General features: G+C 71.5%; 19 protein-coding genes and 1 pseudogene. 7 read left to right on the forward strand and 13 right to left on the reverse strand.

Features of this window, described 5'->3' with window-relative positions; genetic code table 11:
• Positions 1 to 5: 5 nt before the first annotated feature.
• Together MCBMB27_RS03180 and MCBMB27_RS03185 are read left to right on the forward strand one after the other, a co-directional pair.
• On the forward strand, positions 6 to 5,294 hold the full coding sequence (locus MCBMB27_RS03180) for an alpha-2-macroglobulin family protein (RefSeq protein WP_075379829.1): 5,289 nt from the start codon (positions 6 to 8) through the stop codon (positions 5,292 to 5,294).
• A 195-nt stretch (positions 5,295 to 5,489) separates the two neighbouring features.
• Positions 5,490 to 6,614, forward strand: coding sequence for a mechanosensitive ion channel family protein (locus MCBMB27_RS03185; protein ID WP_075379830.1), 1,125 nt, complete (start codon positions 5,490 to 5,492; stop codon positions 6,612 to 6,614).
• 181 nt (positions 6,615 to 6,795) lie between these two features.
• Here the strand turns inward: MCBMB27_RS03185 and rlmN are convergent, their stop codons facing one another.
• Positions 6,796 to 8,070 carry a dual-specificity RNA methyltransferase RlmN gene (gene rlmN / locus MCBMB27_RS03190; RefSeq protein WP_043347814.1) on the reverse strand — a complete coding sequence of 425 codons (1,275 nt, stop codon included), beginning with the start codon at positions 8,068 to 8,070 and terminating at the stop codon, positions 6,796 to 6,798.
• A gap of 99 nt (positions 8,071 to 8,169) precedes the next feature.
• Here rlmN and MCBMB27_RS03195 point away from each other — a divergent pair, with 99 nt between their 5' ends.
• The gene (locus MCBMB27_RS03195; protein WP_043756200.1) at positions 8,170 to 8,826 is read left to right on the forward strand and encodes a class I SAM-dependent methyltransferase; all 657 of its coding nucleotides are present in this window, start codon (positions 8,170 to 8,172) and stop codon (positions 8,824 to 8,826) included.
• A 74-nt stretch (positions 8,827 to 8,900) separates the two neighbouring features.
• Here the strand turns inward: MCBMB27_RS03195 and grxD are convergent, their stop codons facing one another.
• The 5 genes from grxD to recQ form a co-directional block, all read right to left on the reverse strand.
• Positions 8,901 to 9,239, reverse strand: coding sequence for a Grx4 family monothiol glutaredoxin (gene grxD / locus MCBMB27_RS03200; protein ID WP_043347809.1), 339 nt, complete (start codon positions 9,237 to 9,239; stop codon positions 8,901 to 8,903).
• 46 nt (positions 9,240 to 9,285) lie between these two features.
• The gene (locus MCBMB27_RS03205) at positions 9,286 to 9,789 is read right to left on the reverse strand and encodes a DUF29 domain-containing protein (RefSeq protein WP_075379831.1); all 504 of its coding nucleotides are present in this window, start codon (positions 9,787 to 9,789) and stop codon (positions 9,286 to 9,288) included.
• A gap of 23 nt (positions 9,790 to 9,812) precedes the next feature.
• The gene (locus MCBMB27_RS03210) at positions 9,813 to 10,049 is read right to left on the reverse strand and encodes a BolA family protein (RefSeq protein WP_007568343.1); all 237 of its coding nucleotides are present in this window, start codon (positions 10,047 to 10,049) and stop codon (positions 9,813 to 9,815) included.
• A 26-nt stretch (positions 10,050 to 10,075) separates the two neighbouring features.
• Positions 10,076 to 12,301, reverse strand: coding sequence for a phosphoribosylformylglycinamidine synthase subunit PurL (purL, locus tag MCBMB27_RS03215; RefSeq protein WP_075379832.1), 2,226 nt, complete (start codon positions 12,299 to 12,301; stop codon positions 10,076 to 10,078).
• Between the two features lie 155 nt (positions 12,302 to 12,456).
• Complete coding sequence (gene recQ, locus MCBMB27_RS03220) at positions 12,457 to 14,298, reverse strand: DNA helicase RecQ (RefSeq protein WP_043756204.1); 1,842 nt, start codon at positions 14,296 to 14,298, stop codon at positions 12,457 to 12,459.
• Between the two features lie 83 nt (positions 14,299 to 14,381).
• On the opposite strand from recQ, the gene MCBMB27_RS03225 reads away from it, so the two are divergent.
• Positions 14,382 to 14,621 (forward strand): type II toxin-antitoxin system VapB family antitoxin, encoded by a 240-nt coding sequence (locus MCBMB27_RS03225; RefSeq protein WP_075379833.1) that lies wholly within the window; start codon positions 14,382 to 14,384, stop codon positions 14,619 to 14,621.
• A 61-nt stretch (positions 14,622 to 14,682) separates the two neighbouring features.
• Positions 14,683 to 15,021 carry a type II toxin-antitoxin system VapC family toxin gene (locus tag MCBMB27_RS03230; RefSeq protein WP_236952878.1) on the forward strand — a complete coding sequence of 113 codons (339 nt, stop codon included), beginning with the start codon at positions 14,683 to 14,685 and terminating at the stop codon, positions 15,019 to 15,021.
• Between the two features lie 4 nt (positions 15,022 to 15,025).
• On the opposite strand, the gene denD is transcribed toward MCBMB27_RS03230, so the two are convergent.
• The 5 genes and pseudogenes from denD to MCBMB27_RS03255 form a co-directional block, all read right to left on the reverse strand.
• Complete coding sequence (gene denD, locus MCBMB27_RS03235) at positions 15,026 to 16,003, reverse strand: D-erythronate dehydrogenase (protein WP_075379834.1); 978 nt, start codon at positions 16,001 to 16,003, stop codon at positions 15,026 to 15,028.
• A gap of 28 nt (positions 16,004 to 16,031) precedes the next feature.
• On the reverse strand, positions 16,032 to 17,306 hold the full coding sequence (otnK, locus tag MCBMB27_RS03240; protein WP_075379835.1) for a 3-oxo-tetronate kinase: 1,275 nt from the start codon (positions 17,304 to 17,306) through the stop codon (positions 16,032 to 16,034).
• Positions 17,303 to 18,085, reverse strand: coding sequence for a 2-oxo-tetronate isomerase (gene otnI / locus MCBMB27_RS03245; protein ID WP_043347792.1), 783 nt, complete (start codon positions 18,083 to 18,085; stop codon positions 17,303 to 17,305). The genes otnK and otnI overlap by 4 nt, the downstream gene beginning before the upstream one ends.
• 167 nt (positions 18,086 to 18,252) lie before the next feature.
• A pseudogene (gene ltnD / locus MCBMB27_RS03250) lies at positions 18,253 to 19,173 on the reverse strand (L-threonate dehydrogenase); the annotation flags it as partial.
• 100 nt (positions 19,174 to 19,273) lie between these two features.
• Entirely contained in the window at positions 19,274 to 20,596 is a 1,323-nt protein-coding gene (locus MCBMB27_RS03255; RefSeq protein ID WP_083683335.1) for an MFS transporter, read from the reverse strand.
• 354 nt (positions 20,597 to 20,950) lie between these two features.
• Here MCBMB27_RS03255 and MCBMB27_RS03260 point away from each other — a divergent pair, with 354 nt between their 5' ends.
• Both MCBMB27_RS03260 and otnC read left to right on the forward strand, forming a co-directional pair.
• On the forward strand, positions 20,951 to 21,958 hold the full coding sequence (locus tag MCBMB27_RS03260; RefSeq protein WP_043347788.1) for a LacI family DNA-binding transcriptional regulator: 1,008 nt from the start codon (positions 20,951 to 20,953) through the stop codon (positions 21,956 to 21,958).
• Positions 21,955 to 22,635: a 3-oxo-tetronate 4-phosphate decarboxylase gene (gene otnC / locus MCBMB27_RS03265; RefSeq protein WP_075379837.1), complete on the forward strand. Its 681-nt coding sequence runs from the start codon at positions 21,955 to 21,957 to the stop codon at positions 22,633 to 22,635. Before MCBMB27_RS03260 ends, otnC begins: the two co-directional genes overlap by 4 nt.
• A 181-nt stretch (positions 22,636 to 22,816) precedes the next feature.
• Here the strand turns inward: otnC and glyS are convergent, their stop codons facing one another.
• Together glyS and MCBMB27_RS03275 are read right to left on the reverse strand one after the other, a co-directional pair.
• The gene (gene glyS, locus MCBMB27_RS03270) at positions 22,817 to 24,916 is read right to left on the reverse strand and encodes a glycine--tRNA ligase subunit beta (RefSeq protein WP_053609194.1); all 2,100 of its coding nucleotides are present in this window, start codon (positions 24,914 to 24,916) and stop codon (positions 22,817 to 22,819) included.
• Positions 24,917 to 24,968: 52 nt separating this feature from the next.
• Entirely contained in the window at positions 24,969 to 25,412 is a 444-nt protein-coding gene (locus tag MCBMB27_RS03275; protein WP_075379838.1) for a nuclear transport factor 2 family protein, read from the reverse strand.
• Positions 25,413 to 25,434: the final 22 nt, after the last annotated feature.

Here is a 25,434-nt window from a genome sequence, read left to right on the forward strand (position 1 = left end):
GGCTGATGGCGCGGCTCGGACAGCTCGCGGGTGCCCTGGCGCTCCTCGGATGGATCGCGGGGCCGGCCCTCGCCCAGACCGCGCCGGCGGCCCGCACGACCGCACGGCCGGTGTCGGCCGCATCGGCGTCGTTCGCGAAGAGCTTCGTCCGGGCGGACCTCGCCAGCGCGGCGGTCCGCCTGGAGACCGCGCTGAAGGCGGAAGCCGGCGGACCACTGCGGCCGGCCGGCCAGTCCCGCGCCGCCGGGCTGGCCCTGCTCACCGCCGACAAGCCGGACGAGGCGGTGGCGCCGCTCGCCGCCGCGGTGGCGGCCGACCCGGCCGACGCGCGCAACTGGCAGGCCTATGCCCGCGGGGCCGCGGCGGCCCTGGGCGCGCTCGAGGACAACGACTATCAGGGCCGGTCGCGCCTGCGCGGTCGGGTGACGGCCGCCGCCTACCGCGCCTACGAGCGCGCCGGCACGGCCGCCGACGCCGCGGCGTCGCTGGCGGCCCTGGGGTCGGCAGAGGCCGAGCAGGAATCCTGGCGCCCGGCGCTGGACGCCTACGCGGCGAGCCTCGCCCTGGCCGAGACCGGTCCGGTCCGGGAGACCTACGAGACCCTGCGGGCGCAGCACGGCTTCCGCATCCTCGACTACAAGGTCGATTCCGACGCGGCCGCCCCGCGGGCCTGCTTCACCTTCTCGGAGGCGATCAAGCCCAAGACCGACTACGCCCCCTTCGTCGCCGTCTCGGGCAGCAGCGCGGCCGCGGTGACCGGGGAGGGCTCCCAGGTCTGCGTCGACGGGCTCAAGCATGGCGGCCGCTACGCCATCGTGGTCCGCCCCGGCCTGCCGTCGGCCGTCGGCGAGAGCCTGCTCAAGGCCGCCGATTACGAGATCTACGTCCGCGACCGCGCCCCGCAGGTGCGCTTCACCGGGCGCAACTACGTCCTGCCCCGGACCGGGCAGGCGGGCGTGCCCCTCGTCTCGGTGAACGCGCTCAAGCTCGACGTCGAGGTGCTGCGCATCGGCGACCGCAGCCTGCTGCCGACCCTGCGGTCGGAGGACTTCCTGGGCCAGCTCAGCGGCTCGACCGCCCGGACGATCGCCTCCGAGAAGGGCCAGCGCGTCTGGAAGGGCACCCTCGACACCGCCAAGGCCGAGATCAATCAGGAGGCCGTCACCGCCTTCCCGGTGCTGCAGGCCGTGGGCAAGCTGGAGCCCGGCCTCTACGTGATGCTGGCCCGCCCCTCGGGCACGGCCGCCTCCGACGAGGAATACGATACGCAGGCGACCCAGTGGTTCGTGGTCTCCGACCTGGGACTCACCGCCACCAAGGGCCGGGACGGGGTTACCGTGGTCCTGCGCTCGCTGGCCTCCGCGCAGGTGATGGCGGGCGCCGAGATCCGGCTGATCGCCCGCAACAACGAGGTGCTGGGCACGCGGACCACGGACGCACAGGGGCATGTCGCCTTCGATCCGGGTCTCGCCCGCGGGGAGGGCGGCCTGGCGCCGAGCCTCGTGGTGGCGCAGGCCGGCGGCGATTACGGCTTCCTCGACCTCAACCTCGGCGCCTTCGACCTTACCGACCGCGGCGTGAAGGGGCGGCTCGAGACCGGCGGCCTCGACGCCTACCTGTTCCCGGAGCGCGGGGTCTACCGCACGGGCGAGACCGTCCAGCTCACCGCCCTGCTGCGCGATCCCCGCGGCGCCGCCGTGCCGGACCTGCCGCTGACCCTGGTGGTCAAGCGGCCGGACGGCGTCGAGTACCGGCGCGTCTCGGTGCCCGACCAGGGGCTCGGCGGCCGCGCCCTGCCGCTGCCGCTCCTGTCGGGGGCGATGCACGGGACGTGGCGGGTTTCTGCCTACACGGACCCGAAGGCGCCCGCGATCGGCGAGACCAGCTTCCTCGTGGAGGATTACGTCCCCGAGCGGCTGGAGGTGACCCTCAAGGCCCGGCAGGCGGCCCTGAACCGGGGCGAGGCCGCGCAGGTCGATGTCGCCGCCCGCTACCTCTACGGCGCCCCGGGGGCGGACCTCGACGTGTCGGGCAGCGTGACCGTGCAGGCGGCCGCCACCAGCGGCATCAAGGGGCTCGAGGCCTACGCCATCGGTCTCGACGACGAGGCCGTGGAGCCGGCGACGCAGGAACTGCAGGATCACGGCACCACGAACGCGCAGGGCGGCGCCACCGTCACGGTGCCGGTGCCGCAGGTCGCGGCCCCGCGCGCCCTGGAGGCGAAGATCACGCTGGCGGTCGGCGAGCCCGGCGGCCGGGCCCTGTCGCGCAGCCTGACCCTGCCGATCCTCCCGGCCGGCCCGGTCCTCGCCCTGCGCAAGGGCTTCACCGACCTGAAAGAGGGCGGGGTCGCGGGCTTCGACGTGGTGTTCGCGCGCCCCGACGGGGCGCTCCTCGCCCGGCCGGGCGTGAGCTGGACCCTGTCGCGGATCGATTCCTCCTACCAGTGGTATCGGGCGGACGGGCGCTGGTCGTTCGAGGCGGTCAAGTCCGCCCGGCGCGTCGCCAGCGGCACCGTCGACCTCACGGCCGCCGGTCCGAGCCGGATCGAGGCGCCGGTCGGCCTCGGCCGCTATCGGCTGGAGGTCTCGGCCGCGGGTGCCCCGGAGGCGACCGCAAGCCTCGGCTTCGAGGTGGGCTGGGGCGGCTCCGAGACCGCGGAGTCGCCCGACCTCCTCGACCTGACCCTCGACAAGGCCGCCTACGCGGCCGGCGACACGCTGCGGGCCAAGCTCAGCCCGACGTTCAAGGGTCAGGCCAGCCTGATGGTCGTCAGCGACCGCGTGCACCAGACCCTGGAGGTCAGCGTGCCGGAGGGCGGCACCACGGTCAGCATCCCGGTGAAGGCCGAGTGGGGCGCCGGCGCCTACCTGGTGGCCACCGCCTACCGGCCCCTCGACCAAGCGGCCAAGCGCCTTCCGGGCCGGGCACTGGGTCTGGCGTGGTTCTCGGTGGACCGGGAGCGGCGCAGCCTCGGGGTCGCCCTGAAGGCGCCGGAGCGGGCGCGCCCGCGCCAGGACCTGACCCTACCGGTCCAGCTCACGGGCCTGAAATCCGGCGCGCCGGCGCGGATCACCGTGGCCCTCGTCGATGTCGGCATCCTCAACCTGACCCGCTACGCGGCGCCGGATCCGACCCAGTACTTCCTCGGCCAGAAGGCGCTCGGGCCGGAGGTCCGCGATCTCTACGGCTACCTGATCGACGGCATGCAGGGCTCGGCCGGGGCGATCCGCTCCGGCGGCGACGCGGGCGGCGGCGAGCTCGCCGATTCCCCGCCGACCCAGGCGCCGCTGGCGCTCTATTCCGGCGTCGTGACCGTGGGGCCGGACGGCGCGGCCAGCGTCACCTTCCCGATCCCGGCCTTCAACGGCACCGGCCGCGTCATGGTCACCGCCTGGAGCGGCGACCGGGTCGGGCAGGCCCAGGCCGACGTGATCATCCGCGACCCGGTCGTGCTCAGCGCCACGCTGCCGCGCTTCCTCGACACCGGCGACCGCTCGCGCCTGTTCGTGGCCCTCGACAATGTCGAGGGGCAGGGGGGCGAGTACACGGTCGACCTGAGCCCGACCGGACCGGTCGTGGTCGGCGCCAGCGCGCTGCGCCAGACGCTGCGGCTGGAGGCCGGGACCAAGGGCCAGTTCGCGATCCCGCTCACGGCCGCAGGACCGGGCACGGCCCGCCTCGACCTCGCTTTGTCGGGGCCCGGGCTCCCGTCCACCCTGAACCAGAGCTTCGCCCTGGGGATCTCGCCGGGGACCGGCGCGCTGCTGCGCCGCTCGGTGCGCAGCCTCGCCCCCGGGGCGGGGCTGACGCTGACGTCGGACCTCCTCGCCGACCTGCAGCCGGGGACCGGCAGCGTTTCGCTCTCGGCCACGGCCTTGCCGGGGGTCGATGTGGCGGCGCTGCTCCGGGCTCTCGACCGCTACCCCTACGGCTGCTCCGAGCAGGTGGTGAGCCGGGCGATGCCGCTGCTCTACGTCAACAAGCTCGCGGCCCTGGAGAAGCTCGCCCTCGACAACGGCGCCGACGATCGGGTGCGCGAATCGATCGAGCGCCTGCTCGCCCGCCAGGATTCGAGCGGCGATTTCGGCCTGTGGTCGGCGCAGGGATCGAGCGACCTCTGGCTCGACGCCTACGTGACCGACTTCCTCACCCGCGCCCGGGAGCGCGGCTTCGCGGTGCCGCAGAAGGCCTTCGCCCAGGCGTTGGACTACCTGCGCAACGCCGTGGCCAACGCCACCGAGGTGCGCAACGGCGGCGCCGACCTCGCCTACGCGGCCTACGTGCTCGCCCGGAACGGCCGGCCGGTGATGGGCGACCTGCGCTACCTCGCCGACACCAAGATCGGCGACTTCTCCTCCGCCCTCGGGCGGGCGCAGCTCGCCGCCGCCCTGGCTCTGCTGGGCGACCGCGGACGGGCCGCCAAGACGATGGACTCGGCGCTCGCCCTGCTGCGCGCCGACCGCGACAAGGGAGTCTATCGCGCCGATTACGGCTCCCGCCTGCGCGACGGGGCCGGGCTGATCACGCTCGCCGCCGAGAGCGGGCTGGCACAGGGGGCGCTGGGCCCCGCCGCTTCCGTGCTCGGCGAGGAGCAGCAGGCCGAGCGGTCGACGAGCACGCAGGAGAATGCCTGGATGGTGCTCGCCGCCGAGAGCCTGTCGAACGAGGCGGGCGCCCTGTCGTTCACCGTGGACGGCGCCCCGCAGACCGGAATGCTGGCCCGGGTCTACCGGGAGGCGGCCCTGGCCGACCGGGGCGTTCAGCTCACCAATACCGGCCGCGCGCCTGTGCAGGTGGCCGTGACCGTCAACGGCAGCCCCCTGGTACCGGAGCCGGCGGCGCAGCAGGGCTACACGATCGAGCGCAGCTTCCGCCGCCTCGACGGCAGCACCATCGATCCGGCGAGCGGCCTGCGCCAGAACGACCGGCTCGTGGTGGTGCTCAAGGTCACGGAGGCCAAGGCGGAGGCGGCGCGGCTCCTGCTGGTCGATCCGCTGCCGGCGGGGCTGGAGATCGACAATCCGAAGCTGCTGGACGCCGACGCGCTCCAGGGGCTCGCCTTCGCCAAGTCCGACGTGCAGCCGGTCCACACCGAGTTCCGGGACGACCGGTTCGTGGCGGCCTACGACCGCGACCCGAGCCAGTCGGCCTTCTTCACCGTGGCCTACACGGTGCGGGTGGTCTCCCCCGGGACCTACGTCCATCCGGGCGCCACCGTGGAGGACATGTACCGGCCCGCCCGGTTCGGCCGGACCGCCTCGGGCAGCGTGACGGTCGGGACGGCGAAGTAGGACGGGCGGCGTTCGAGCACTGCGCTGGCGAGGACGTCGGTGCTGAAGCCCTCGTCCGGACCCGCCTCGGACGCGACGGCGCAACCCGCCGGGCCGGGCCGCTGCGTTGCGGCGGGCACATGGTGCGTCGCGGAACCCCCATAATCGCCCGTCCATTCCCACAGGTCCCATTCGGAACCCGTGGAGCGATGCCCGATGCCGGACCTCGACGCGCTCGCCGGCTCCGCAGCCCGCGCGCTGGCCTACCTGCCGTGGTGGGCCGAGAGCCTGATCCTCATCGTCGCCTGCTGCGCCGTGGTGATGCCCCTGCACGGTGTCGTCTACCGGGCGATGAAGCGGGCGGTCGCGGGCAAGAGCCTGTTCTGGCGCTCGCTGGTCTCGCGTACCCGCGGGCCGAGCCGCCTCGGCCTGATCGTGGTGGCGATCAGCCTCGCCTCGACCACGGTGCATCTGTCCTGGGAGGTGCGGATCGCCCTCAACCAGATCCTGCTGGTGGCCTTCGTGACGCTGACCGGCTGGTGCTGCGCCACCGCGCTCCACATCGCCACTGTCATCTACCTCCGACGGTTCAAGCTCGACGCCGAGGACAACCTGCTGGCGCGCAAGCACTTCACCCAGATGCGCATCCTGGAGCGGGCCGGCGTGACGCTGGTGGCGCTGATCACCCTCTCGGTGGCGCTGATGACCTTCGAGCCAGTGCGCCAGTACGGGGTCAGCCTGCTGGCCTCGGCGGGCGCGGCGGGCCTCGTCCTCGGGCTGGCCATGCAGCCGGTCCTGTCGAACCTCGTGGCCGGCATCCAGATCGCCATCACCCAGCCGATCCGGATCGAGGACGCGATCATCGTCGAGAACGAGTGGGGCTGGGTGGAGGAGATCACCGCCACCTACGTGGTGGTCCGCCTCTGGGACTGGCGCCGGCTGGTCCTGCCGCTGACCTACTTCATCCAGAAGCCGTTTCAGAACTGGACCCGCGACGGCGCCTCGCTGATCGGCAGCGTGTTCGTCTACGTCGACCACCGGGCGCCCGTCGCGGCGATGCGCGAGAAGCTCGCCGAGATCGCCAGGGCCACGCCCCTGTGGGACGGCAAGGTCGTGAACCTCCAGGTCTCGGACGCGAAGGAATCGACGATCGAGATCCGGATGCTGGTGAGCGCCCGCAACGCGCCCCAGGCCTGGGACCTGCGCTGCGTGGTCCGCGAGGCGATGATCACGTGGCTCCAGGCCGAGCACCCGGAGGCCCTGCCGCGGCACCGGACGGAATGGGTCGGCGCCGAGGAGCCGGCCCTGCGCCGGGCGGAGGCGCGGCGGTTCGCGGCGTGAGGCACAGCGTTCAGTGTTGCGGGATTCCCAGCCACGCCCTCATCCTGAGGTGCCGAAGCGCAACGGAGGCCTCGAAGGAGGGCTTCAGGAATCGCAGCGGCTTCTGGAGGGCTCCTTCGAGGCGGCTTCGCCGCACCTCAGGATGAGGGCGCGGGTCGGATGTCTTCCGATGGACCGTCGCTCAGTCGTCGGCGCCGGCGTAAAAACTCTCCACGCCGATGCCCTCCTCCTGCATCAGCCGGGCGCGGGCGCGCAGCTTCTCGGTCTCGCTCTTGAGCTGGCCGCAGGCCGCCAGGATGTCCCGGCCCCGGGGCGTGCGCACCGGCGAGGCGTAGCCGGCGTTGAACACGATCTCGGAGAAGCGCTCGATCCGGTCCCAGTCGGAGCATTCGTAGCGGCTGCCCGGCCAGGGATTGAACGGGATCAGGTTGATCTTGGCCGGGATGCCCTTGAGCAGGCGGACCAGCTCCCGCGCGTCCGCGTCCGAATCGTTGACGCCCTTCAGCATCACGTACTCGAAGGTGATCCGGCGGGCGTTGCTCAGGCCCGGATAGGCCCGGCAGGCGGCGAGCAGCTCGGCGATCGGGTATTTCCGGTTGAGCGGCACCAGCTCGTCGCGCAGGTCGTCGCGCACGGCGTGGAGCGAGATCGCCAGCATGGCGTTGGCCTGCTCGCCGAGGCGCGGGATCTGCGGCACGACCCCCGAGGTCGAGACCGTGATGCGCCGCCGGGACAGGCCGAGCCCCTCCTGGTCCGACATCACCCCCACCGCGTCCACCACCGCGTCGAGATTGTAGAGGGGCTCGCCCATGCCCATGAACACGATGTTGGTCACGAGCCGGCCGACCTCGCCGGAGCCGCCGGCGTCGCGGCTCGGCATCTGGCCGGGCCAGTCGCCGAGCTCGTCCCGGGCGGTGACGAGCTGCTGCACGATCTCGGCGGCCGAGAGGTTGCGCACGAGGCGCTGCGTGCCGGTGTGGCAGAACGAGCAGGTCAGGGTGCAGCCGACCTGGGAGGACACGCAGAGCGTGCCCCGGTCCGGGCCGGGAATGTACACGCACTCGATCTCGGCGCCGCGATTGTGCTCCTGCCGGTTGGTCGGCGCCATGCGGAGCAGCCACTTGCGGGTGCCGTCCCGGGAGACCTGCCGGCTGGCCACCTCGGGCCGCTCCAGGGTGAAGTGCTCGGCGAGCTGCGCCTTCAAGGCCTTGCCGACATTGGTCATCTCGGCGAAGTCGGACGCCCCGCGAAAATTGACCCAGTGCCAGACCTGGCCGGCGCGCATCCGGCTCTCGCGCTCGGGCACGCCCATGCCGACGAGCTGCGCCTTGAGGGCGTCGCGGGTCAGGCCGACCAGCGATGGGCGGCGGCCGGGCAGCGCCTCGGGGAGGAGATCCGGCGCCTTCTCGATCGCGGCATCGGCCGCGCGGGCGCTGTCGAGCGACGGCGTCGCCATGGCGTTCAAACAATCCATACGATTGGAAAGTGTCTGATATAGGCGATCGCGCCGGCGAATGCGAATGCGCGCTGGCGACGGCTGACCCCACGGAGAGCCATGACGACCGACACGCAGGCCGGGCAGGCGATCTACAATCCGCGGACGCTGCAGATCTACGACCTCGTCGTGCTGCGCCTGTCGAACCCGCTGATCTGGCGCTGCCCCACGGCGCGGATCCTGGATCTCTACGACCGGCACGCGGGCTTGGCGCATTGCGACGTCGGGGTCGGGACCGGCTGGTATCTCGACCGCTGCCGCTTCCCCGCGCCTGCGCCGCGCATCGGCCTGATGGACCTCAACGCCGACAGCCTCGCCTTCGCGGCCGACCGGATCGCGCGCTACCGGCCCGAGACCTACCGGGTCGACGTGCTCGGCGCCCCGGCCACCGGCATCGCGCCGTTCGACTCGATCGGGATGACCTACCTGCTCCACTGCCTGCCGGGCGACATCGCCGCCAAGGCGAAGGCCTTCGACACGGTGCGGCCGTGCCTGCGGGACGACGGGGTGGTGTTCGGCGCCACGATCCTGTCGGGGGGCGTCCCGACCACGGCTGCGGCGCGCGCGCTGATGCGAGTCTACAACCGAAAAGGGGTGTTCTCGAACAGCGCCGACACGCTGCCGGCCCTGCGCGCGGCCCTCGATCAGCGGTTCCGGTCGGTGGAGATCACGGTCGTCGGCTGCGTCGCCCTGTTCGTGGCGCGGGAGCCCCGCTGACCCGGCCACCGTCCGCGCACACGAAAAAGGGCGCCCGCAGGCGCCCTCATCCATCGTGCCAAGTCCCAAAAGAATCAGGCGGCTGCGGTCTTCACCGGCACACCCTTCTCGGCCAGGAAGGTCTGCAGCTCGCCCGACTGGAACATCTCGCGGGTGATGTCGCAGCCGCCGACGAACTCGCCCTTCACGTAGATCTGCGGGATGGTCGGCCAGTTCGAGAAGGCCTTGATGCCCTCGCGGATGCCCTGATCGGCCAGCACGTTCACGCCCTTGAACGGCACGCCGAGGTAGTTGAGGATCTGCACCACCTGTCCCGAGAAGCCGCATTGCGGCATCTGCGGCGTGCCCTTCATGAACACCACCACGTCCTGGGAGGCGATCTCGTTCTGGATGGTCGTGTTGGCGTCGGTCATCGAGTTAGTCCTCGTTCGTCCTGTGACGGTTTATCGTGCAGCAAGCTTATAAGCTTGGCGTATGCTTCCTTGATTCCGCGATTTGCAGCAGTATCGCGTCCATATCAAAGCGTGCCGAAAGAAGCTCGTCCGGATCAACCGGACAGCTATCCGGCAGGTTGGGCAGAAGGCCATCACCGTATGGCGTAAGACCCAAGTTGGCGGTTTCGCGTGCGGATTTCCAGATCCGGTCCCAATCCAAACGCTGCCGCATCGATCGCTCGAACCTGTTGCGCGCGGCGATTTGGAACGTCAGCGTCTCCTCACGCCAGGGGCGGGTGACGGGCAGATCCGGCGCCGATAGGCGCTTCAGCATATGGGCGAGAGCCTGGACCAGCAAACCCTCAACGGCTCGAAGTTGAGACCGTCCTACGCTCTCGATCTCCTCGGCGACATTCTCCCAGTCGACCGCATTCGACAGGTCGCTGCGGGCTCCGAGCGCGCGCAGAGCCGCAACCTGCTCCTCGGCCCAGGTCACGATGTCGTCATCGTAGAGACTCGGTCGATCCATCGGGAGAGCTACCGCGAGAACGCCTAATCCTGCGGGACACCCGTGGTCAGCGCAAGGGCGTGGAGGACGCCGCCCATCCGGCCCTGAAGGGCGCCGTAGACCATCTGGTGCTGCGCCACCCGTGTCTTGCCCTTGAAGGCCGCCGACAGGACGGTGGCGGCGTAGTGGTCGCCATCGCCCGCGAGGTCGCGGATCTCCACCTGCGCGTCCGGCAACGCTTCGCGGATCATGCGCTCGATCTCGCCCGCATCCATCGGCATCGGCAAACTCCTGGGCGTAAGGGGGTTCAGGCGGCGGGAGCGGCCGGCTGGCTCGCCATGTAGGCGGGCAGCCAGCCCTCGTGCGCCGTGGACAGGTCGGCCAGCGATATGGTCTCGCCGCCCGGCAGGGTCAAACGGTCGGAGCCGGTGACGCCGACCACCGCCGCGTCGATCCCCTGCGCCGAGGCGCTGTAGAGGAGGTCGCTGGCAGCTTCCGGATCGATCGCCAGCAGGTAGCGGCCCTGGTCCTCGCCGAACAGGTAGGCGTGGGGGGCGAGATCCACCGGCACCTCGGGCAGAGCAGCGCCGATGCCGCCGGCCATCGCCATCTCGGCGAGGGCGACCGCGAGGCCACCGTCGGAAAGGTCGTGGACCGTGTCGACGGCGCCCGACTGGATCAGGGTGCGGACGAAGTCGCCGTTGCGGCGCTCCAGGGCGAGATCCACCGGCGGCGGCGCGCCCTCCTCGCGGCCCTCGATCACCGACAGGTAGGCGGATTGGCCAAGCCAGCCCTCGCCGGAGCCGATCAGCACCAGCACGTCGCCCTCGCGCTTGAGGGCGATGGTGGCGTGGCGCGCCACGTCGTCGAGCATGCCGACGCCGCCGATGGTCGGGGTCGGCAGGATGCCGACGCCGTTGGTCTCGTTGTAGAGCGAGACGTTGCCGGACACGACCGGGAAGTCCAGCGCCCGGCAGGCCTCGCCGATGCCCTGCAGGCAGCCGACGAGCTGGCCCATCACCTCGGGCTTCTCGGGATTGCCGAAGTTCAGGTTGTCGGTGATGGCGAGCGGCTTGGCCCCGACCGCCGTGATGTTGCGCCACGCCTCGGCCACGGCCTGCCGGCCGCCCTCGACCGGGTCGGCCTCGCAATAGCGCGGGGTGACGTCGCAGGTGAGCGCCAGCCCCTTCGGCCCGTCCTCGACCCGCACGATGGCGGCGTCGCCGCCGGGCTTCTGGACGGTGTTGCCCAGGATGAAGTGGTCGTACTGCTCGAAGACCCACCGCTTGGACGAGAGGTCCGGGGAGCCGACGAGGCGCTTGAGCGCGTCGGTGAGCGAGGCCGGGGCCGGAACCTCGGAGGCCGCGAGCACCGGCAGGTGCGTGTTGGCGAGGTGCGGCCGGTCGTAGAGCGGCGCCTCGTCGCCGAGCTCCTTGATCGGCAGGTCGGCCACGGTCTCCCCGTGCCACTTGATCACGAAGCGCAGCGTGTCGGTGGTCCGGCCGATCACCGCGAAGTCGAGCCCCCACTTCACGAAGATGGCTTCCGCCTCCGCCTCCATGCCGGGCTTGAGCACCATGAGCATGCGCTCCTGGCTCTCGGAGAGCATCATCTCGTAGGGGGTCATACCCTCTTCGCGGGCCGGCACCTTGTCGATGTCGAGTTCGACGCCGAGGTCGCCCTTGGCGCCCATCTCAACGGCCGAGCAGGTGAGGCCGGCGGCGCCCATGTCCTGGATGGCGATCACCGCCCCCGAGGCCATCAGCTCCAGGCAGGCTTCGAGCAGCAGCTTCTCGGCGAAGGGATCGCCAACCTGCACGGTCGGACGCTTCGACTCGGAGGCCTCGTCGAACTCGGCCGAGGCCATGGTGGCGCCGTGGATGCCGTCGCGGCCAGTCTTGGAGCCGAGATAGACGATCGGGTTCCCGATTCCGGCGGCGGCCGCGTAGAAGATCCCGTCGGTGCGGGCGAGGCCCACCGCCATGGCGTTGACCAGGATGTTGCCGTCGTAGCGCTTGTGGAAACCGGTCAGACCGCCGACGGTGGGCACGCCGAAGGAGTTGCCGTAGCCGCCCACGCCCGCGACCACGCCGGAGACGAGGCTGCGGGTGCGCGGATGGTCGGGGGAGCCGAAGCGCAGGGCGTTGAGCGCCGCGATCGGCCGAGCGCCCATGGTGAACACGTCGCGCAGGATGCCGCCGACACCGGTCGCCGCGCCCTGATAGGGCTCGATGTAGCTCGGGTGGTTGTGGCTCTCCATCTTGAACACGCAGGCGAGCCCGTCGCCGATGTCGATCACGCCGGCGTTCTCGCCCGGTCCCTGGATCACCCACGGCGCCGAGGTCGGCAGCCCGCGCAGGTGCTTGCGGGAGGACTTGTAGGAACAGTGCTCGTTCCACATGGCCGAGACGATGCCGAGTTCAGTCAGCGTCGGGTCGCGCCCGATCAGGCCGCGAAAGCGCTCGTACTCGTCCGGCGTCAGGCCGTGCTGGGCCACGAGCTCGGGGGTGATCGGAACGTCGTTGCGGAACATGGGGCAGCCTCGACGAGGGCGGTCCGGGAGCCCCGACAGGACCCCCGACCCGATAAGCGACCCGAACCGGGCAGCGTGCGGCGACGGTGACGGATTAGTGCGTTCTCCCACCGCGTTGCAATACGCCGTCTGACGCCACCGTGGATGAAGCCCGGTCACGCGGCCGGCGGATGGGCCAGGAAATCGGCGATCGCCGCCACGAACTTGTCGCCGTAGGCCTCGCGCTTGCGCTCGCCGACCCCGTGGACCGTGCGTAGAGCCCAGAGGTCGACGGGCTTCTGGCGGGCCATCTCGATCAGCGTTCGATCGGGGAAGACCATGAAGGCCGCGATGCCCTCGGCCCGGGCCAGCGTGGCGCGCAGGCCGCGCAGGTGCTGGAACAGCGCCTCGTCGGCCTCCGAGAGGGCGATCTCGCCGTCCTCGCGGGATGCAGGCCGGCGTCGCTCGCGGGATTCGGCCTTCGGCTCCGGATCCGGGCGGAGCTGGACCGGCTCCCGGCCGAACAGGATCGCCTCGCCCTTCTCGGTCATGGACAGGCCGCCGAAGCCGTCGGCGTTCTCGGCGATCGCCCCGGCCGCGAAGAGCTGGCGCAGGATCGCCCGCCACGCGGCCACCGGCTTGTCGGCGCCGACCCCGAAGGTCTTGAGGCTCGCGTGGCCGTTGCGGCGGATCTGCTCGCTCTCCTTCCCGTGGACCACGTCGCAGATATAGGCCGCGCCGAAGCGCTGGCCGGTGCGCACGATGGCCGAGAGGATCTTCTGCGCCGAGACCGTCCCGTCCACGAGGGTGACGCCGCCGCGGCACAGGTCGCAGCGGCCGCAAGGGCCGCTCGCCTCGCCGAAATAGGCGAGCAGCGACTGGCGGCGGCAGGTGGCGCCCTCGCACAGGGTGATCATCGCCTCGAGCTTGCGCCGCTCGACCCGGCGGCGCTCGTCGGAGATCTCCTTCTCGTCGATCTGGCGGCGGCGCAGCGCCATGTCGTCGAGGCCGTAGAGGGTCAGCGTGTCGGCGGGCAGCCCGTCGCGGCCGGCGCGGCCGATCTCCTGGTAGTAGCCCTCGACGTTGTTGGGCATGTCGGCGTGGCAGACGAAGCGCACGTCGGGCTTGTTGATGCCCATGCCGAAGGCGATGGTGGCGGTCATCACCACCCCGTCCTCCTGCAGGAACCGGTCCTGGTTGCGCATGCGCGTGCCCTGGTCGAGGCCGGCATGGTAGGGCAGGGCGTCGAACCCGTCCTTCTTGAGGGTCTCGGCCAGTTGCTCGACGCGCTTGCGCGAGGAGCAGTAGATGATCCCGCTCTCCGCCCGCCGATGCTTCAGGAACCGCTCGATCTGCCGGGCCGGGTTGTCCTTGGGCTGGAAGGTCAGCCGGATGTTCGGCCGGTCGAAGGAGTGGACGAAGATCTTCGGGGGCCGGTCCTGCGGGAACAGCCGCTCGGCGATCTCCGCGCGGGTCGCGGCATCGGCGGTGGCGGTGAGCGCCAGGGTCTGGATGTTGCCCAGCGCCACCCGGGCCCGGGCGATCTCCCGGTACTCGGGCCGGAAATCGTGGCCCCATTGCGAGACGCAATGCGCCTCGTCCACCGCGAGCCGCCGGACCCCGGCCCCGCGCAGGGCCTCGATGCAGCCCTCCATCAGCAGGCGCTCGGGGGACACGAACAGGAGACGGAGGTCGCCCGAGCGCAGGGACCGCCAGGTCTCGCGGGACTCCGTCTCCGCCACCGTCGAGTTGAGGGTGGCGGCCTCGATGCCGACGCTCTTCATCTGCTGCACCTGATCGTGCATCAGCGCGATCAGCGGCGAGACCACGACGGTCAGACCGGGCTCGACCAGGGCGGGGAGCTGGTAGGTCATCGACTTGCCGGAGCCGGTGGGCATCACGGCGAACACGTCGGCGCCGTCCAGCACCGCGCCGATCACCTCGTCCTGCCCGGGCCGGAAATCCTCGTAGCCGAAGGTCTTCTTGAGCGCGGCGCGGGCCTCGTCGAGGCGGGTCATCGGGATCCTTGATCGGGGTTCTGGCCGCCCTTGCGGCAGGGGTGTGTAGACACTGGCCTCCGTGCGTCTACACGGGGGCTGCCATGCCGCTCAACATCCGCAGCGAAGAGGTGAATCAGCGCGCCGAGAGGCTGGCATCGCGGACGGGCGTGAGCAAGACCGAGGCGGTGCGACCCGCGCTCAAGAACGGACTGGCGCGGCAGAACGCGGAGCGCGAGACTTTCCTGGAGCAGGTCAAGCCGATCCAGGACAGGTTGGCATCCAACCCGTCGACGGGCCTCAAGGCGGATGAGGCCTTCTGCGACAGCCTGAACGACGCGTGATGTTCGTCGACGCGTCCGCCATCATGCGATCGTCGCCGGCGAGCCGGGACATTCTGCGCTGATGGATCGGTTGCGCGACAGTCCCGTGCGGCTCACGAGCGGCGTTGCCGTGTATGAGGCGGTGCTCGCCATCACCCGGCTCAAGGCCGTCCCGCCCGAAGTCGCCGAAGAGATCGTGGACGATTTTCTGGCCGCCACAGGCGTCACGCGGGTCCCGATCGCCGAAGCGGAGACGCGACTCGCCCTCGCGGCCCACGCCCGCCACGGCAAGGGCCGCCACCCGGCGCGCCTGAACCTCGGCGACTGCTTCGCCTGTGCCTGCGCGCGGATGAACGGCGTGCCGCTGCTCTACGTCGGCGACGCCTTTCCGCAGACCGACATCCGCTCCGCCCTGGCCTGACGCCTCAGCCGCCGTGGAACTCGGCCACGTGCTGGGCCACGATCGCGTCGAAGGATCCATCCGCCCGGAAGCCCAGAGCCAGGGCCGCCTCCGGCTCGAAGGCCTCCGGCCAGGAGCCGACGATCCGCGCGATGGTCGCGTCCGGCGCGCGCCGGATCAGCGCCACGGCCTTGTCGCCCGCCGCGCGGCGCAGGGCCTCGATCTCCTCGGCGACCGTGGCGGAGACGCCCGGCATGGTCAGGCTGATCCGGGGCCCGATCGCCGCGAGGTCGAGCCCGGCGGCGTGGACGAGGAAGCCGACCGCCGCGGCGGGGCTGGCGAACCAGTGCCGCACCGTGTCGGGCACCGGCAGGATCGCCTCCTGGCCGGCCAGCGGCTCGCGGATGATGCCGGAGAAGAAGCCCGAGGCCGCCTTGTTGGGCTTGCCCGGCCGCACGCAGATGGTCGGCAGGCGCAGGCCGATCCCGTCGAGGAAGCCGCGGCGCGCGTAGTCGGCGAGCATCAGCTCGCCCATGGCCTTCTGCACCCCGTACGAGGAGGCCGGTCGCAGGATGTGGTCGTCCGGGATCACCTTGGGGAAGGGCGGCCCGAACACCGCGAGGGAGGAGGTGAAGACGAGCTTCGGCCGGTAGCCGTCCGCCACGTTGGCCGCGCGGATCGCGTCAAGGAGCAGGCGGGTACCGTCGAGATTGACCCGGTAGCCGAGTTCCAGGTTGGCCTCAGCCTCGCCGGAGACCACCGCGGCGAGGTGGAAGATCACCCCCGGCCGCCCGGCGATGGCGGCCTCGGCGGCACCCGGGGCCGTCAGGTCGGCGGCCTCGGCCCGCACCGGGCCGGAGAAGCCTTCCGGCGCCGCGGGCGGAACCACGTCGAGCAGGGTGAGGGCGCTGAGCGTCTGCCCGCCGACCTGGCCGTCCTTCACCAGGGCGTCCACGAGGCGGCGGCCGATCATGCCGGCGGCACCGAGAATCAGGGCGTGCATGGGAAACCTCTCGTCGGAGTATGCGGCCTCAGGCCATCATGTCGAGGGCGCGGCCGAAGAAGTCCGGGCCGCCGAAATTGCCGGATTTGAGGGCGAGCAGCATCGGCTCCGGTCGCCCTGCGGTCCGCAGCACCGGTACGCCCGCGGCGATCTCCGGCCCGAGCAGGAAGGCGGTGAGGCCCAGCCGGTCGACCACCGACCCCGAGGTTTCGCCGCCGGCGACCACGAGCCGGCGCACGCCGCGGGCGACGAGGCCCTCGGCGATGGCGGCCAGCGCCGCCTCGATGGCGTGGCCGGCCGCGTCGACCCCGTGTTCGGCCTGGAGGGCGCGCACCGCCTCGGGGGGCGCCGAGGACGCGATCAGCACCGGGCCTGCGGCGAGCCGTTCCGCCGCGAAGGCCAGGGCCTCGGCCACCACGTCGGCGCCGGCGAGCAGCCGGGCAGGGTCGAGGCGCATCACCGGCATGATCTTCTCCGCCGCGGCGACCTGCTGGAGGGTCGCCTGCGAGCAGCTGCCGGCGAGGCAGGCGGCGGCCCCGCCCACCGGCTCGCCGACGGCGGCCCCGGCGGCATCCTGCGTGCCGCGCCCGTCGGCCACCAGCGCCCGGGCGAGCCCGAGCCCGAGGCCGGACGCCCCCACGGAAAATTTCTCGCCGATGATCGCCCGCCCGAGGGTTTCGAGGTCGCTGTCGAAGATCGCATCCGCGATGGCGGCGCCCTTGCCCTCGGCCGCCAGGGCCTGGAGGCGGGCCGCCACGGCCTCCGCACCCCGGGCCACCGTGGCGGTGTCGACCAGGCCGACCGGGCTGGCGCTCTGGCGCCCCAGCACGCGCACGAGGTTGGCGTCGCGCATCGGGTTGAGCGGATGGTCCTTCAGGGGACTCTCGTTCAGCGGCACGGATCCGACGAACAGGTTGCCCTGGTAGACGCTCCGGCCCGTCTCCGGGAACGCCGGGGTCACGAGCGCGATGGCCGCGCCGGCCTCGGCCCGCAGGGCGTCCATCACCGGGCCGATATTGCCCGCATCCGTCGAATCGAAGGTCGAGCAGACCTTGAACATCACGTGGGCCGCGCCCCGGGCCCGCAGCCAGGCTTCCGCCTCGCGGGAGCGGGCCACGGCCTGGTCGGCCGGGATCGAGCGGCTTTTCAGCGCCACCACCACCGCGTCGGCCTCCGGCAGGGCGCGGCCCTCCTCAGGCACCCCGATGGTCTGGATCGTGCGCAGGCCCGCCTTGGTCAGGGTGTTGGCGAGGTCCGAGGCGCCCGTGTAGTCGTCGGCGACGCATCCCAGCGCGAGGCTCATCGGGCGCTCCCCTTGTAGGCGGCGAGCCAGCCGAGGCCCGCGACGGTGTCGGCGGCCGGGATGTACTCGCAGCCGACGAAGCCGCGGTAGCCGAGCCGGTCCAGCTCGTCGAACAGGAAGAAGTCGTTCATCTCGCCGGTACCGGGTTCGTGGCGCTCGGGCACGCTCGCCGTCTGGACGTGGCCGATGATCGGCATCAGGGCGCGCAGCCGCATGGTCACGTCGCCGTGCAGGATCTGGCAATGGTAGAGGTCGAACTGCAGCTTCAGGTTCGGCAAAGCCAGCTCACGGATCAGGTCCGCGGCGCGGCCGAAATCGTTGAGGAAGTAGCCCGGCATGTTCCGGCCGTTGATCGGCTCCAGGACGAGGTCGAGGCCGGCGTGGGCAAGCCGCTCGGCCGTCCAGGTCACGGCCCGGCGGTAGGATTCGGCGGCCTTGGGATCGTCCCAGGGGGCGAGGCCCGCCATGAGGTGGAGCCGGCCCACGCCGGTCGCCTCGGCGTAGCGGAGCGCCGTCTCGACACCCGCCTTCAGCTCGTCGAACCGCTCGGGGAAGGCGGCGATCCCGCGCTCGCCCCCGGCGAAGTCGCCCGGCGGCAGGTTGAACAGCGCCTGGGTCAGGCCGTTCGCCCGGAGCCGCGCGCCGATGGCCTCGGGCGGATGCTCGTAGGGGAACAGGAACTCCACGGCGTCGAACCCGGCGCGGGCCGCAGCCTCGAACCGGTCGAGGAACGGCACCTCGTTGAACATCAGGCTGAGGTTGGCGGCAAAGCGCGGCATTCTTTTGGGACTCCCTGCCCGATCCTTGAAAACGCGACGATCCGCTCAGCGGACCACGATCCAACCCAATCCCCGCATCCTGAGGTGCCGGAGCGCAGCGGAGGCCGCGAAGGCGGCGCGCTGGCGCGGGCACCTCAGGATGAGGAAGCGGGTGGGATCAGGCCTCCTCAGGCCGTCCCCGGCAGCTTCGCCCCCGAGACCTGCGCGTAGAGCCGCGCCACGGAGGCGTCGTCGTCGCGGCCCATGCCGGCGCCGGACGCCATCAGGAACATCTGGAGCGCCGCGGCCGCCACCGGGACCGGGTACTTCTCCGCCCGGGCCATGTCCTGCACGATGCCGAGATCCTTGACGAAGATGTCGACCGCGCTCTTCGGGCTGTAATCCGCGTCGAGGATGTGGGGCACCCGGTTCTCGAACATCCAGGAATTGCCGGCCGACTTGGTGATCACCTCGTAGACGCGCCGGAGATCGAGACCCTGCTTGGCCGCGAAGGCCATCGCCTCGCAGGCGGCGGCGATATGCACCCCGGCCAGCAGCTGGTTGATCATCTTGAAGGCCGCGCCCTGGCCGGCCGCGTCGCCGAGCTCGTAGAGCGTGCCCGCCATGGCATCGAGGGCGGGCCGCGCCTTCGCGAAGGCCGCCGCCGAGCCCGAGGCCAGGAAGGTCAGGCCGCCATCCGCCGCGCGGGCCGCGCCGCCGCTCATCGGGGCGTCGAGATAGTGGCGGCCGGTGGCCTCCAGCCGGGCGGCGAGCGCGCGCGCGACGGCCGGATCCATGGTGGCGGAGGAGACGAACACCGCGCCCTCGGGCATCGCGGCAGCGGCCCCGTTCTCGCCGAACAGCACCGCCTCGGTCTGGGCGGCGTTGACCACCACGCTCACCACCACGTCGGCGTCCCGGGCCGCCTCGGCGGGGTTCGCGGCGCCCCGGCCGCCGGCGGCGGCGAAGCGCGCCACCGCCTCCGGGTTCACGTCGCAGGCGGCGACCGAGAAGCCCGCCCGCAGGAGCGAGCCGGCCATGCCGGAGCCCATGGAGCCCAGGCCGATCACCGCGGCGCGGCGGGTGGGGGTGTCTGTGGTCATCGCGGGCTGATCCTGCCTGAAGGGAAGGGCGCCCCTGCGTCGCCGCGCGGGGCCCGAGGCCCCTCTCCCGTCGGGAGAGGGGCCGTGTCGCGCTCGGCTCGAAGCCTCAGCGGTTGACCATCCGGGCCGGCGTGACGAACACGCAGACCGAGCCGACCACCAGCATCGCGGCGAGCGCGTACATGCCGGCGGCGGTGCTGCCGGTGGCGTCGCGCAGCGCCCCGATCACGTAGGGGCTGACGAAGCCGGCAAGATTGCCCACCGAGTTGATCAGGGCGATGCCGGCCGCCGCGCCGGCGCCGCTGAGGAACGCCGTGGGCAGCGACCAGAACAGGGGCGAGCAGGTCAGCACGCCGGCCGCCGCCACCGAGAGGGCCGCCACCGCGATGGTGGTCGAGCCCGCGCTCGCCGAGACCACGAAGCCGACGGCGCCGAGCAGGGCCGGGACGATCAGGTGCCAACGGCGCTCGCGCATCCGGTCGGCGCTGAGCCCGAACAGAACCATCACGATGGCCGCGCACAGGAACGGGATCGCGCTGATCAGGCCGATGTTGAGATTGCCCTGCACGCCCGACGCCTTGACGATCGTGGGCATCCAGAAGGTGAGGCCGTACTGCCCGGTCACGAAGGCGAAGTAGATCAGGCTCATGAACCACACGCGGCCGTTGCGGAACACGGTGGCGATGGAGTGCGGGCTCGATTCCTTGCCCCGGTTGTCGGCGGCGATGTCGCGCTCCAGGAGCTCCTTCTCGGCGTCCCTCAGCCACTTCGCCTCGGCCGGGCGGTTGTCGAGGTAGAAGAACACGGCGAGTCCGATGAGCACCGCCGGCACCGCCTCGATCAGGAACATCCACTGCCAGCCGGACAGGCCCTGGGCGCCGTTGAACGCGTCCATGATCCAGCCGGAGAGCGGGTTGCCGAAGATCCCCGAGATCGGGATCGCCGCCATGAACACCGCGATCACCTTGGCGCGGCGATGGGCCGGGAACCAAGAGGTCGTGTAGAGGATCACGCCCGGATAGAAGCCGGCCTCGGCCAGCCCGAGCAGGAAGCGCATCCCGTAGAAGCTCCACTCGGAGTTCACGAACAGGAAGGCGCCGGAGATGATTCCCCAGGTGATCATGATCCGGGCGATCCACACCCGCGCGCCGACCCGGTGCAGGATCACGTTCGAGGGCACCTCGAACAGGAAGTAGCCGAGGAAGAAGATTCCGGCACCGAGGCCATAGACCGTCTCGGAGAACTTCAGCTCCTGGGACATCTGGAGCTTGGCGAAGCCGACATTCACCCGGTCGAGATACGCCACCACGTAGCAGAGCATCAGGAACGGCACGAGGCGCCAGAACACCTTCGCGTAGGTGCGGTCGGCGAAGGACTTTTCGTCCGCGGGCGCGGTGGCGCCCCCCAGCGGAGCGGCTTGGACCGGCATGGCGTTCTCCCTCGCCCATACGCTCGCGCGGATGGGCGGATCATGGTCTTCACCGCTCGTCGGGCGGCGCTGGGGCGGTGCCATATCGCCTTTTGGCAGCGCTGCCAATCCGGTTGTGCGACATAATGCAGGCCGCTATGTCAGGGGCCGGATCGCTGAGGACGGTCTTCCCAATTGCACCCCCATCCCGCGGTGGCGCAGCGCAGCGGAGGCCTCGAAGGAGCCCTCCAGGGAGCGCCGCGCCGTCTGGAGACCTTCTCCTTCGGGGCCCGGTCGCGCGGGCATCGCGCGATGAGGGTGCGGATGGGCGATGCGACGGACGTCATCAGAGACCGCGCCGGGAGAAGCGGGGCCATGGACGAATTCCAGCCGCCGGGGCGGCTCGTGACGCTTACCGACGTGGCCCGTGAGGCCGGGGTCGGCGAGAGCACGGTCTCGCGGGTCCTGCGCAACCACGGCTCCTATTCCAAGCGCGCCGGCGCGCGGGTGGCTGAGGCGGTGGCCCGGCTCGGCTACGTGCCGAACCGCCTCGCCGGCAGCCTCGCCGGCCAGGGCGCGAGCGCGCGGCTCGTGGGCGTCGTCATCCCGTCGCTCGCCAACGTGGTCTTTCCCGACCTGCTGCGCGGCCTGACATCGGCGCTCGACGCCGAGGGCATCCCCTGCGTGATCGGGGTGAGCGAGTACGATCCGGACCGGGAGGAGGCGCTGGCCGCCGCGCTCCTGTCCTGGCGGCCGGCGGCGCTGCTGCTCACCGGGCTGGAGCACAATCCCGGGACAGTGGCCCTCGCCAGGGCCGGGGGCGTGCGCGTCGTCGAGATGATCGACACGGATGGCGACGGGATCGACACGGTGGTCGGGTTCTCCAACCGGGCCGTGGGGGCGGCGAGCGCCCGCCACCTCGTCGCGCGGGGCTACCGCCGCATCGCCTATCTCGGCCACGACTTGCGCATAGACGTGCGGGCGGGCAAGCGGCTGGCCGGGTTCGAGGAAGCCCTGGCGGAGGCCGGGCTGGCGCTCCAGGCCCAGGAGATCCGGTCGGGGCCGTCCTCGCCGGCCTCGGGGCGGGCGGGGCTGGAGGCGCTGCTGGCGCGCCACCCGGATCTCGATGCCGTCTACTTCTCCAACGACGACATGGCGCTCGGCGGCTACTTCGCCTGCCTGGCGGCGGGGCTCGCGGTCCCGGGACGGATCGCGCTGTTCGGCTTCAACGGGCTCGACTTCGCGGCGGCGATGCCCCAGCCCCTCTCGACGGTGCGCACGCCGCGCCTGGAGATCGGCCGGCGGGCCGCCGCCTGCCTGACCGATCAGAGTCCAAAGAAAATCGATCTCGGGTTCGAGCTGATCGAGGGAGCGACCGCATGAGCGACGAGAGCCGGCTGCGCGAAGACATCTGCCGCTACGGCCGCTCGCTGTTCGAGCGCGGCCTGACGCCGGGCTCGTCCGGAAACATCTCGCTGCGCCTGCCCGACGGCGGCTGGCTGGTGACGCCGACCAACGCGTCCCTCGGCTTCCTCGACCCGGCGCGGATCTCCCGGCTGGACCAGCAGGGGCGCCTCGTCTCGGGCGACAAACCCACCAAGGAGATCCCGCTGCACAGCGCGCTCTACGAGAGCCGCAGCGAAGCGAAGGCGATCGTCCACCTGCACTCCACCCACGCGGTGGCGGTCTCGATGCTGCCGGAGATCGACCCGCGTCAGGTCCTGCCGCCGCTGACGCCCTACTACCTGATGCGCGCCGGCGGCACGGCGCTGGTGCCCTATTACCGACCCGGCGACCCCGCGGTCGCGGACGCGATCCGGGGGCTCGCCGGCCGGTACAGTTCGGTGCTGCTCGCCAATCACGGCCCGGTGGTGGCCGGGGACAGCCTGGAGGGCGCGGTCTTCGCCACCGAGGAGCTCGAGGAGACCGCCAAGCTCTACCTGCTGCTCCGCAACCTCAATCCGCGGCAGCTGAGCCCCGGGCAGGTGGCCGATCTGGTGAGCCATTTCGGCCTGACCCTACCGAAGCCGGAGGACCATGCCGGGCACGATCACGGGTGAGGGTGGCCGTCCGTGGTCTGTGCGAAGGCGCAACGCGCCCCCTCTCCCATGCGGGAGAGGGTCGGGGTGAGAAATCGGGTCTTTCCGGTGAGGTCGCACCCCTCACCCTGTCCCTCTCCCGCACGGGAGAGGGGAGCCGCGCTCCGTTCAGATGGCGATTGTCCGCGGGGAAGGCTCCGCCTCACCCCTCGATCTTCGCGAACTCCGCCACCTCCCGTGTCGCGGCGCGCAGGGCGTTGAGCAGAGCCAAGCGGTTCTCGCGGAGCTTCGGATCGGGCGCGTTGACGGTGACGTCCTGGAAGAAGGCGTCCACCGGCGCGCGGAGCGTGGAGAGCGCCTGCATGGCCCCGGCGAAATCCTCGCGGGCGACCGCCGCCGAGGCGGTCTCCCGGGCCTTCGCCAGCGCCTCGGCCAGTGCTCGCTCGGCCGGCTCGCCCGCGGCGGCGAGGGCGGCGTCGGGCGCGGCATCGTAGGCGCGGCCGTCCTTCTTCTCCTCGATGCGCAGGATGTTGGCCGCGCGCTTGTAGCCGGCCAACAGGTTCTTCCCGTCCTCGGTGTCGAGGAACTGTCCGAGCGCCTCGACGCGGCGCACGACCATCAGCAGGTCGTCCTGGCCGGGCAGGGCGAAGACGGCGTCGATGAGGTCGTGGCGGGCGCCCTGGTCGCGGAGGTAGACCTTGAGGCGGTCCGCGAAGAAGCCGAGGAGATCCCCGGCATCCGCACCGGCCCGCCCGGCGAGGCCGCGATCCGCCGCGCCGACCTGCTCGAGAAGGCGCAGGCGCAAGCCGCGGTCGAGGATCAGCCGGATCACGCCCAGAGCCGCCCGGCGCAGGGCGAACGGGTCCTTGCTCCCCGTGGGCTTCTCGTCGATCGCCCAGAACCCCACCAGCGTGTCGAGCTTGTCGGCGAGCGCCACCGCGATGGAGACCGGATCGCTTGGCACCCGGTCGGAGGGGCCGAGCGGCTTGTAATGCTCCTCGATGGCCGCGCAGACGCTGTCGTGCTCGCCCTGGAGCGCCGCGTATTTGCGGCCCATCAGGCCCTGGAGCTCGGGGAACTCGCCGACCATCTCGGTGACGAGGTCGGCCTTGGCGAGACGGGCCGCGCGTTCGGCGAGCGCCGGGTCGGCGCCCACGCGCGGCGCGAGGTCCTTCGCCAGCGCGGCGATACGGGCGATCCGCTCGCCCTGCGTGCCGAGCTTCTCGTGGAAGACGATGCTGTCGAGCTTCGGCAGCCGATCCTCCAAGCGGATCGCCTTGTCGGTCTCCCAGAAAAACTTCGCGTCCGACAGGCGCGCCCGGACCACCCGCTCGTTGCCTGCTGTGATCGCCCGGCCGCCGTCGATGGCGACGAGGTTCGAGACCAGGATAAAGGCCGGCGCCAGGTCCTCCGACCCGCCCTTGCGCAGGACGAAGCACTTCTGGTTCGCCCGGATGGTCGCCCGGATCGCCTCGGCGGGGATGTCGAGGAAGGCCTCGTCGAACGAGCCCATCAGCACCACCGGCCATTCCACGAGGCCCGACACCTCCTCCAGCAGCCCCTCGTCCTCGACGAGGTCGAGGCCGCGGGCGAAGGCGAGGTCGCGGGCATCGTGCAGGATCACGTCCTTGCGCCGGTCGGCGTCGAGGATGACCTTCGCCCGCTCCAGGGCCTGGATGTAGTCGTCGAACCGGCGCACCTCGATCGCCTCCGGGGCGAGGAAGCGGTGGCCGTAGGTCACCGTGCCGGCCGCGATCCCGCCGACCGCGAACGGCACGACCTCGGGGCTCTCGGTCTCCGGCCCGAAGGTCGCGACGATCGATTGCAGCGGGCGCACCCAGCGGAGGGACCCCGGCTCCGCCGAGGCCGCGCCCCAGCGCATGGATTTCGGCCAGGGGAAGTTCTTGACGATTTCGGGCAGGAGCTCGGCCAGGACGTCCAGCGTCTCGCGGCCGGGCCGCTCGATCACCGCGAGGTAGAATTCGCCCTTCTTGGGATCGGTGACGGTCGTGGCCTGATCGAGGCTCGTCAGTCCCGCGCCCTTCAGGAAGCCCTGGACGGCCGCCTCGGGGGCGCCGACCCGCGGGCCGCGGCGCTCCTCGCGCACGGCCTCGCCCCGGGCGGGGAGGCCGGCGATGTGCAGCGCCAGCCGGCGCGGCGTCGAGAACGCCTTGGCGCCCTCGTACAGGAAACCGCGCGCCACCAGGGCGTCGGTGACGAGCTTTTTCAGATCCTCCGCCGCGCGCCGCTGCATGCGGGCGGGGATCTCTTCCGAGCGGAGTTCGAGCAGGAGGTCGGGCATGGCGCGGCCATATCGCCGCGCCGCACCCCTGTCGAGGGTCGACGGCCCAGGCTCAGCGCGCCTCGCCCTTGAGGATGGTCGTGAGCTGCCACTTGCGGTCGCCGATCGCGTGGGCGTCGGAGACCTTCCAGCCGTCATCCTCGCGCACGAGGTCGTAGACGATCGCCTTCGATCCGTCGCCGCCCTTGCGCTCCACCGTGACCTTCGCTTGGTCCTTGCCCTCGGTGGCCTCCTTGAAGGTCAGGTTCTTCACCGTGTCGGGCTTCAGGGGCTCGCCGTTCAGGCGATAGTCGAAGTCGAGGTTGCCGGTGGCACCGTTGGCCTGCTTCGCGTCGGCGTCGAACAGGCCCTGCAGGCGCTTCGAATACACGGAGGAGTGATTCGGGTGCGGCTCGGCGTAGAGCTTCTTGACTGTGGCCTCAGGCCCGGGATCGGCCGCCAGCGCGGGGGCGAGGCCGAATCCGAGGAGGCTGAGGGCGAGGATCGTCTTCTTCATCACGAGGTTCCCGCGTCTGCGG

The organism is Methylobacterium phyllosphaerae (assembly GCF_001936175.1).
Lineage (GTDB): Bacteria > Pseudomonadota > Alphaproteobacteria > Rhizobiales > Beijerinckiaceae > Methylobacterium > Methylobacterium fujisawaense.

What these genes read in the sequence shown, in the direction of transcription:
- MCBMB27_RS03180 (WP_075379829.1), top strand. Translation starts at nt 6, where the DNA reads ATGGCGCGGCTCGGACAGCTCGCGGGTGCCCTGGCGCTCCTCGGATGG.
- MCBMB27_RS03185 (WP_075379830.1), top strand. Translation starts at nt 5,490, where the DNA reads ATGCCGGACCTCGACGCGCTCGCCGGCTCCGCAGCCCGCGCGCTGGCC.
- rlmN (WP_043347814.1), bottom strand. Translation starts at nt 8,070, where the DNA reads ATGGCGACGCCGTCGCTCGACAGCGCCCGCGCGGCCGATGCCGCGATC.
- MCBMB27_RS03195 (WP_043756200.1), top strand. Translation starts at nt 8,170, where the DNA reads ATGACGACCGACACGCAGGCCGGGCAGGCGATCTACAATCCGCGGACG.
- grxD (WP_043347809.1), bottom strand. Translation starts at nt 9,239, where the DNA reads ATGACCGACGCCAACACGACCATCCAGAACGAGATCGCCTCCCAGGAC.
- MCBMB27_RS03205 (WP_075379831.1), bottom strand. Translation starts at nt 9,789, where the DNA reads ATGGATCGACCGAGTCTCTACGATGACGACATCGTGACCTGGGCCGAG.
- MCBMB27_RS03210 (WP_007568343.1), bottom strand. Translation starts at nt 10,049, where the DNA reads ATGCCGATGGATGCGGGCGAGATCGAGCGCATGATCCGCGAAGCGTTG.
- purL (WP_075379832.1), bottom strand. Translation starts at nt 12,301, where the DNA reads ATGTTCCGCAACGACGTTCCGATCACCCCCGAGCTCGTGGCCCAGCAC.
- recQ (WP_043756204.1), bottom strand. Translation starts at nt 14,298, where the DNA reads ATGACCCGCCTCGACGAGGCCCGCGCCGCGCTCAAGAAGACCTTCGGC.
- MCBMB27_RS03225 (WP_075379833.1), top strand. Translation starts at nt 14,382, where the DNA reads ATGCCGCTCAACATCCGCAGCGAAGAGGTGAATCAGCGCGCCGAGAGG.
- MCBMB27_RS03230 (WP_236952878.1), top strand. Translation starts at nt 14,683, where the DNA reads ATGGATCGGTTGCGCGACAGTCCCGTGCGGCTCACGAGCGGCGTTGCC.
- denD (WP_075379834.1), bottom strand. Translation starts at nt 16,003, where the DNA reads ATGCACGCCCTGATTCTCGGTGCCGCCGGCATGATCGGCCGCCGCCTC.
- otnK (WP_075379835.1), bottom strand. Translation starts at nt 17,306, where the DNA reads ATGAGCCTCGCGCTGGGATGCGTCGCCGACGACTACACGGGCGCCTCG.
- otnI (WP_043347792.1), bottom strand. Translation starts at nt 18,085, where the DNA reads ATGCCGCGCTTTGCCGCCAACCTCAGCCTGATGTTCAACGAGGTGCCG.
- MCBMB27_RS03255 (WP_083683335.1), bottom strand. Translation starts at nt 20,596, where the DNA reads ATGCCGGTCCAAGCCGCTCCGCTGGGGGGCGCCACCGCGCCCGCGGAC.
- MCBMB27_RS03260 (WP_043347788.1), top strand. Translation starts at nt 20,951, where the DNA reads ATGGACGAATTCCAGCCGCCGGGGCGGCTCGTGACGCTTACCGACGTG.
- otnC (WP_075379837.1), top strand. Translation starts at nt 21,955, where the DNA reads ATGAGCGACGAGAGCCGGCTGCGCGAAGACATCTGCCGCTACGGCCGC.
- glyS (WP_053609194.1), bottom strand. Translation starts at nt 24,916, where the DNA reads ATGCCCGACCTCCTGCTCGAACTCCGCTCGGAAGAGATCCCCGCCCGC.
- MCBMB27_RS03275 (WP_075379838.1), bottom strand. Translation starts at nt 25,412, where the DNA reads ATGAAGAAGACGATCCTCGCCCTCAGCCTCCTCGGATTCGGCCTCGCC.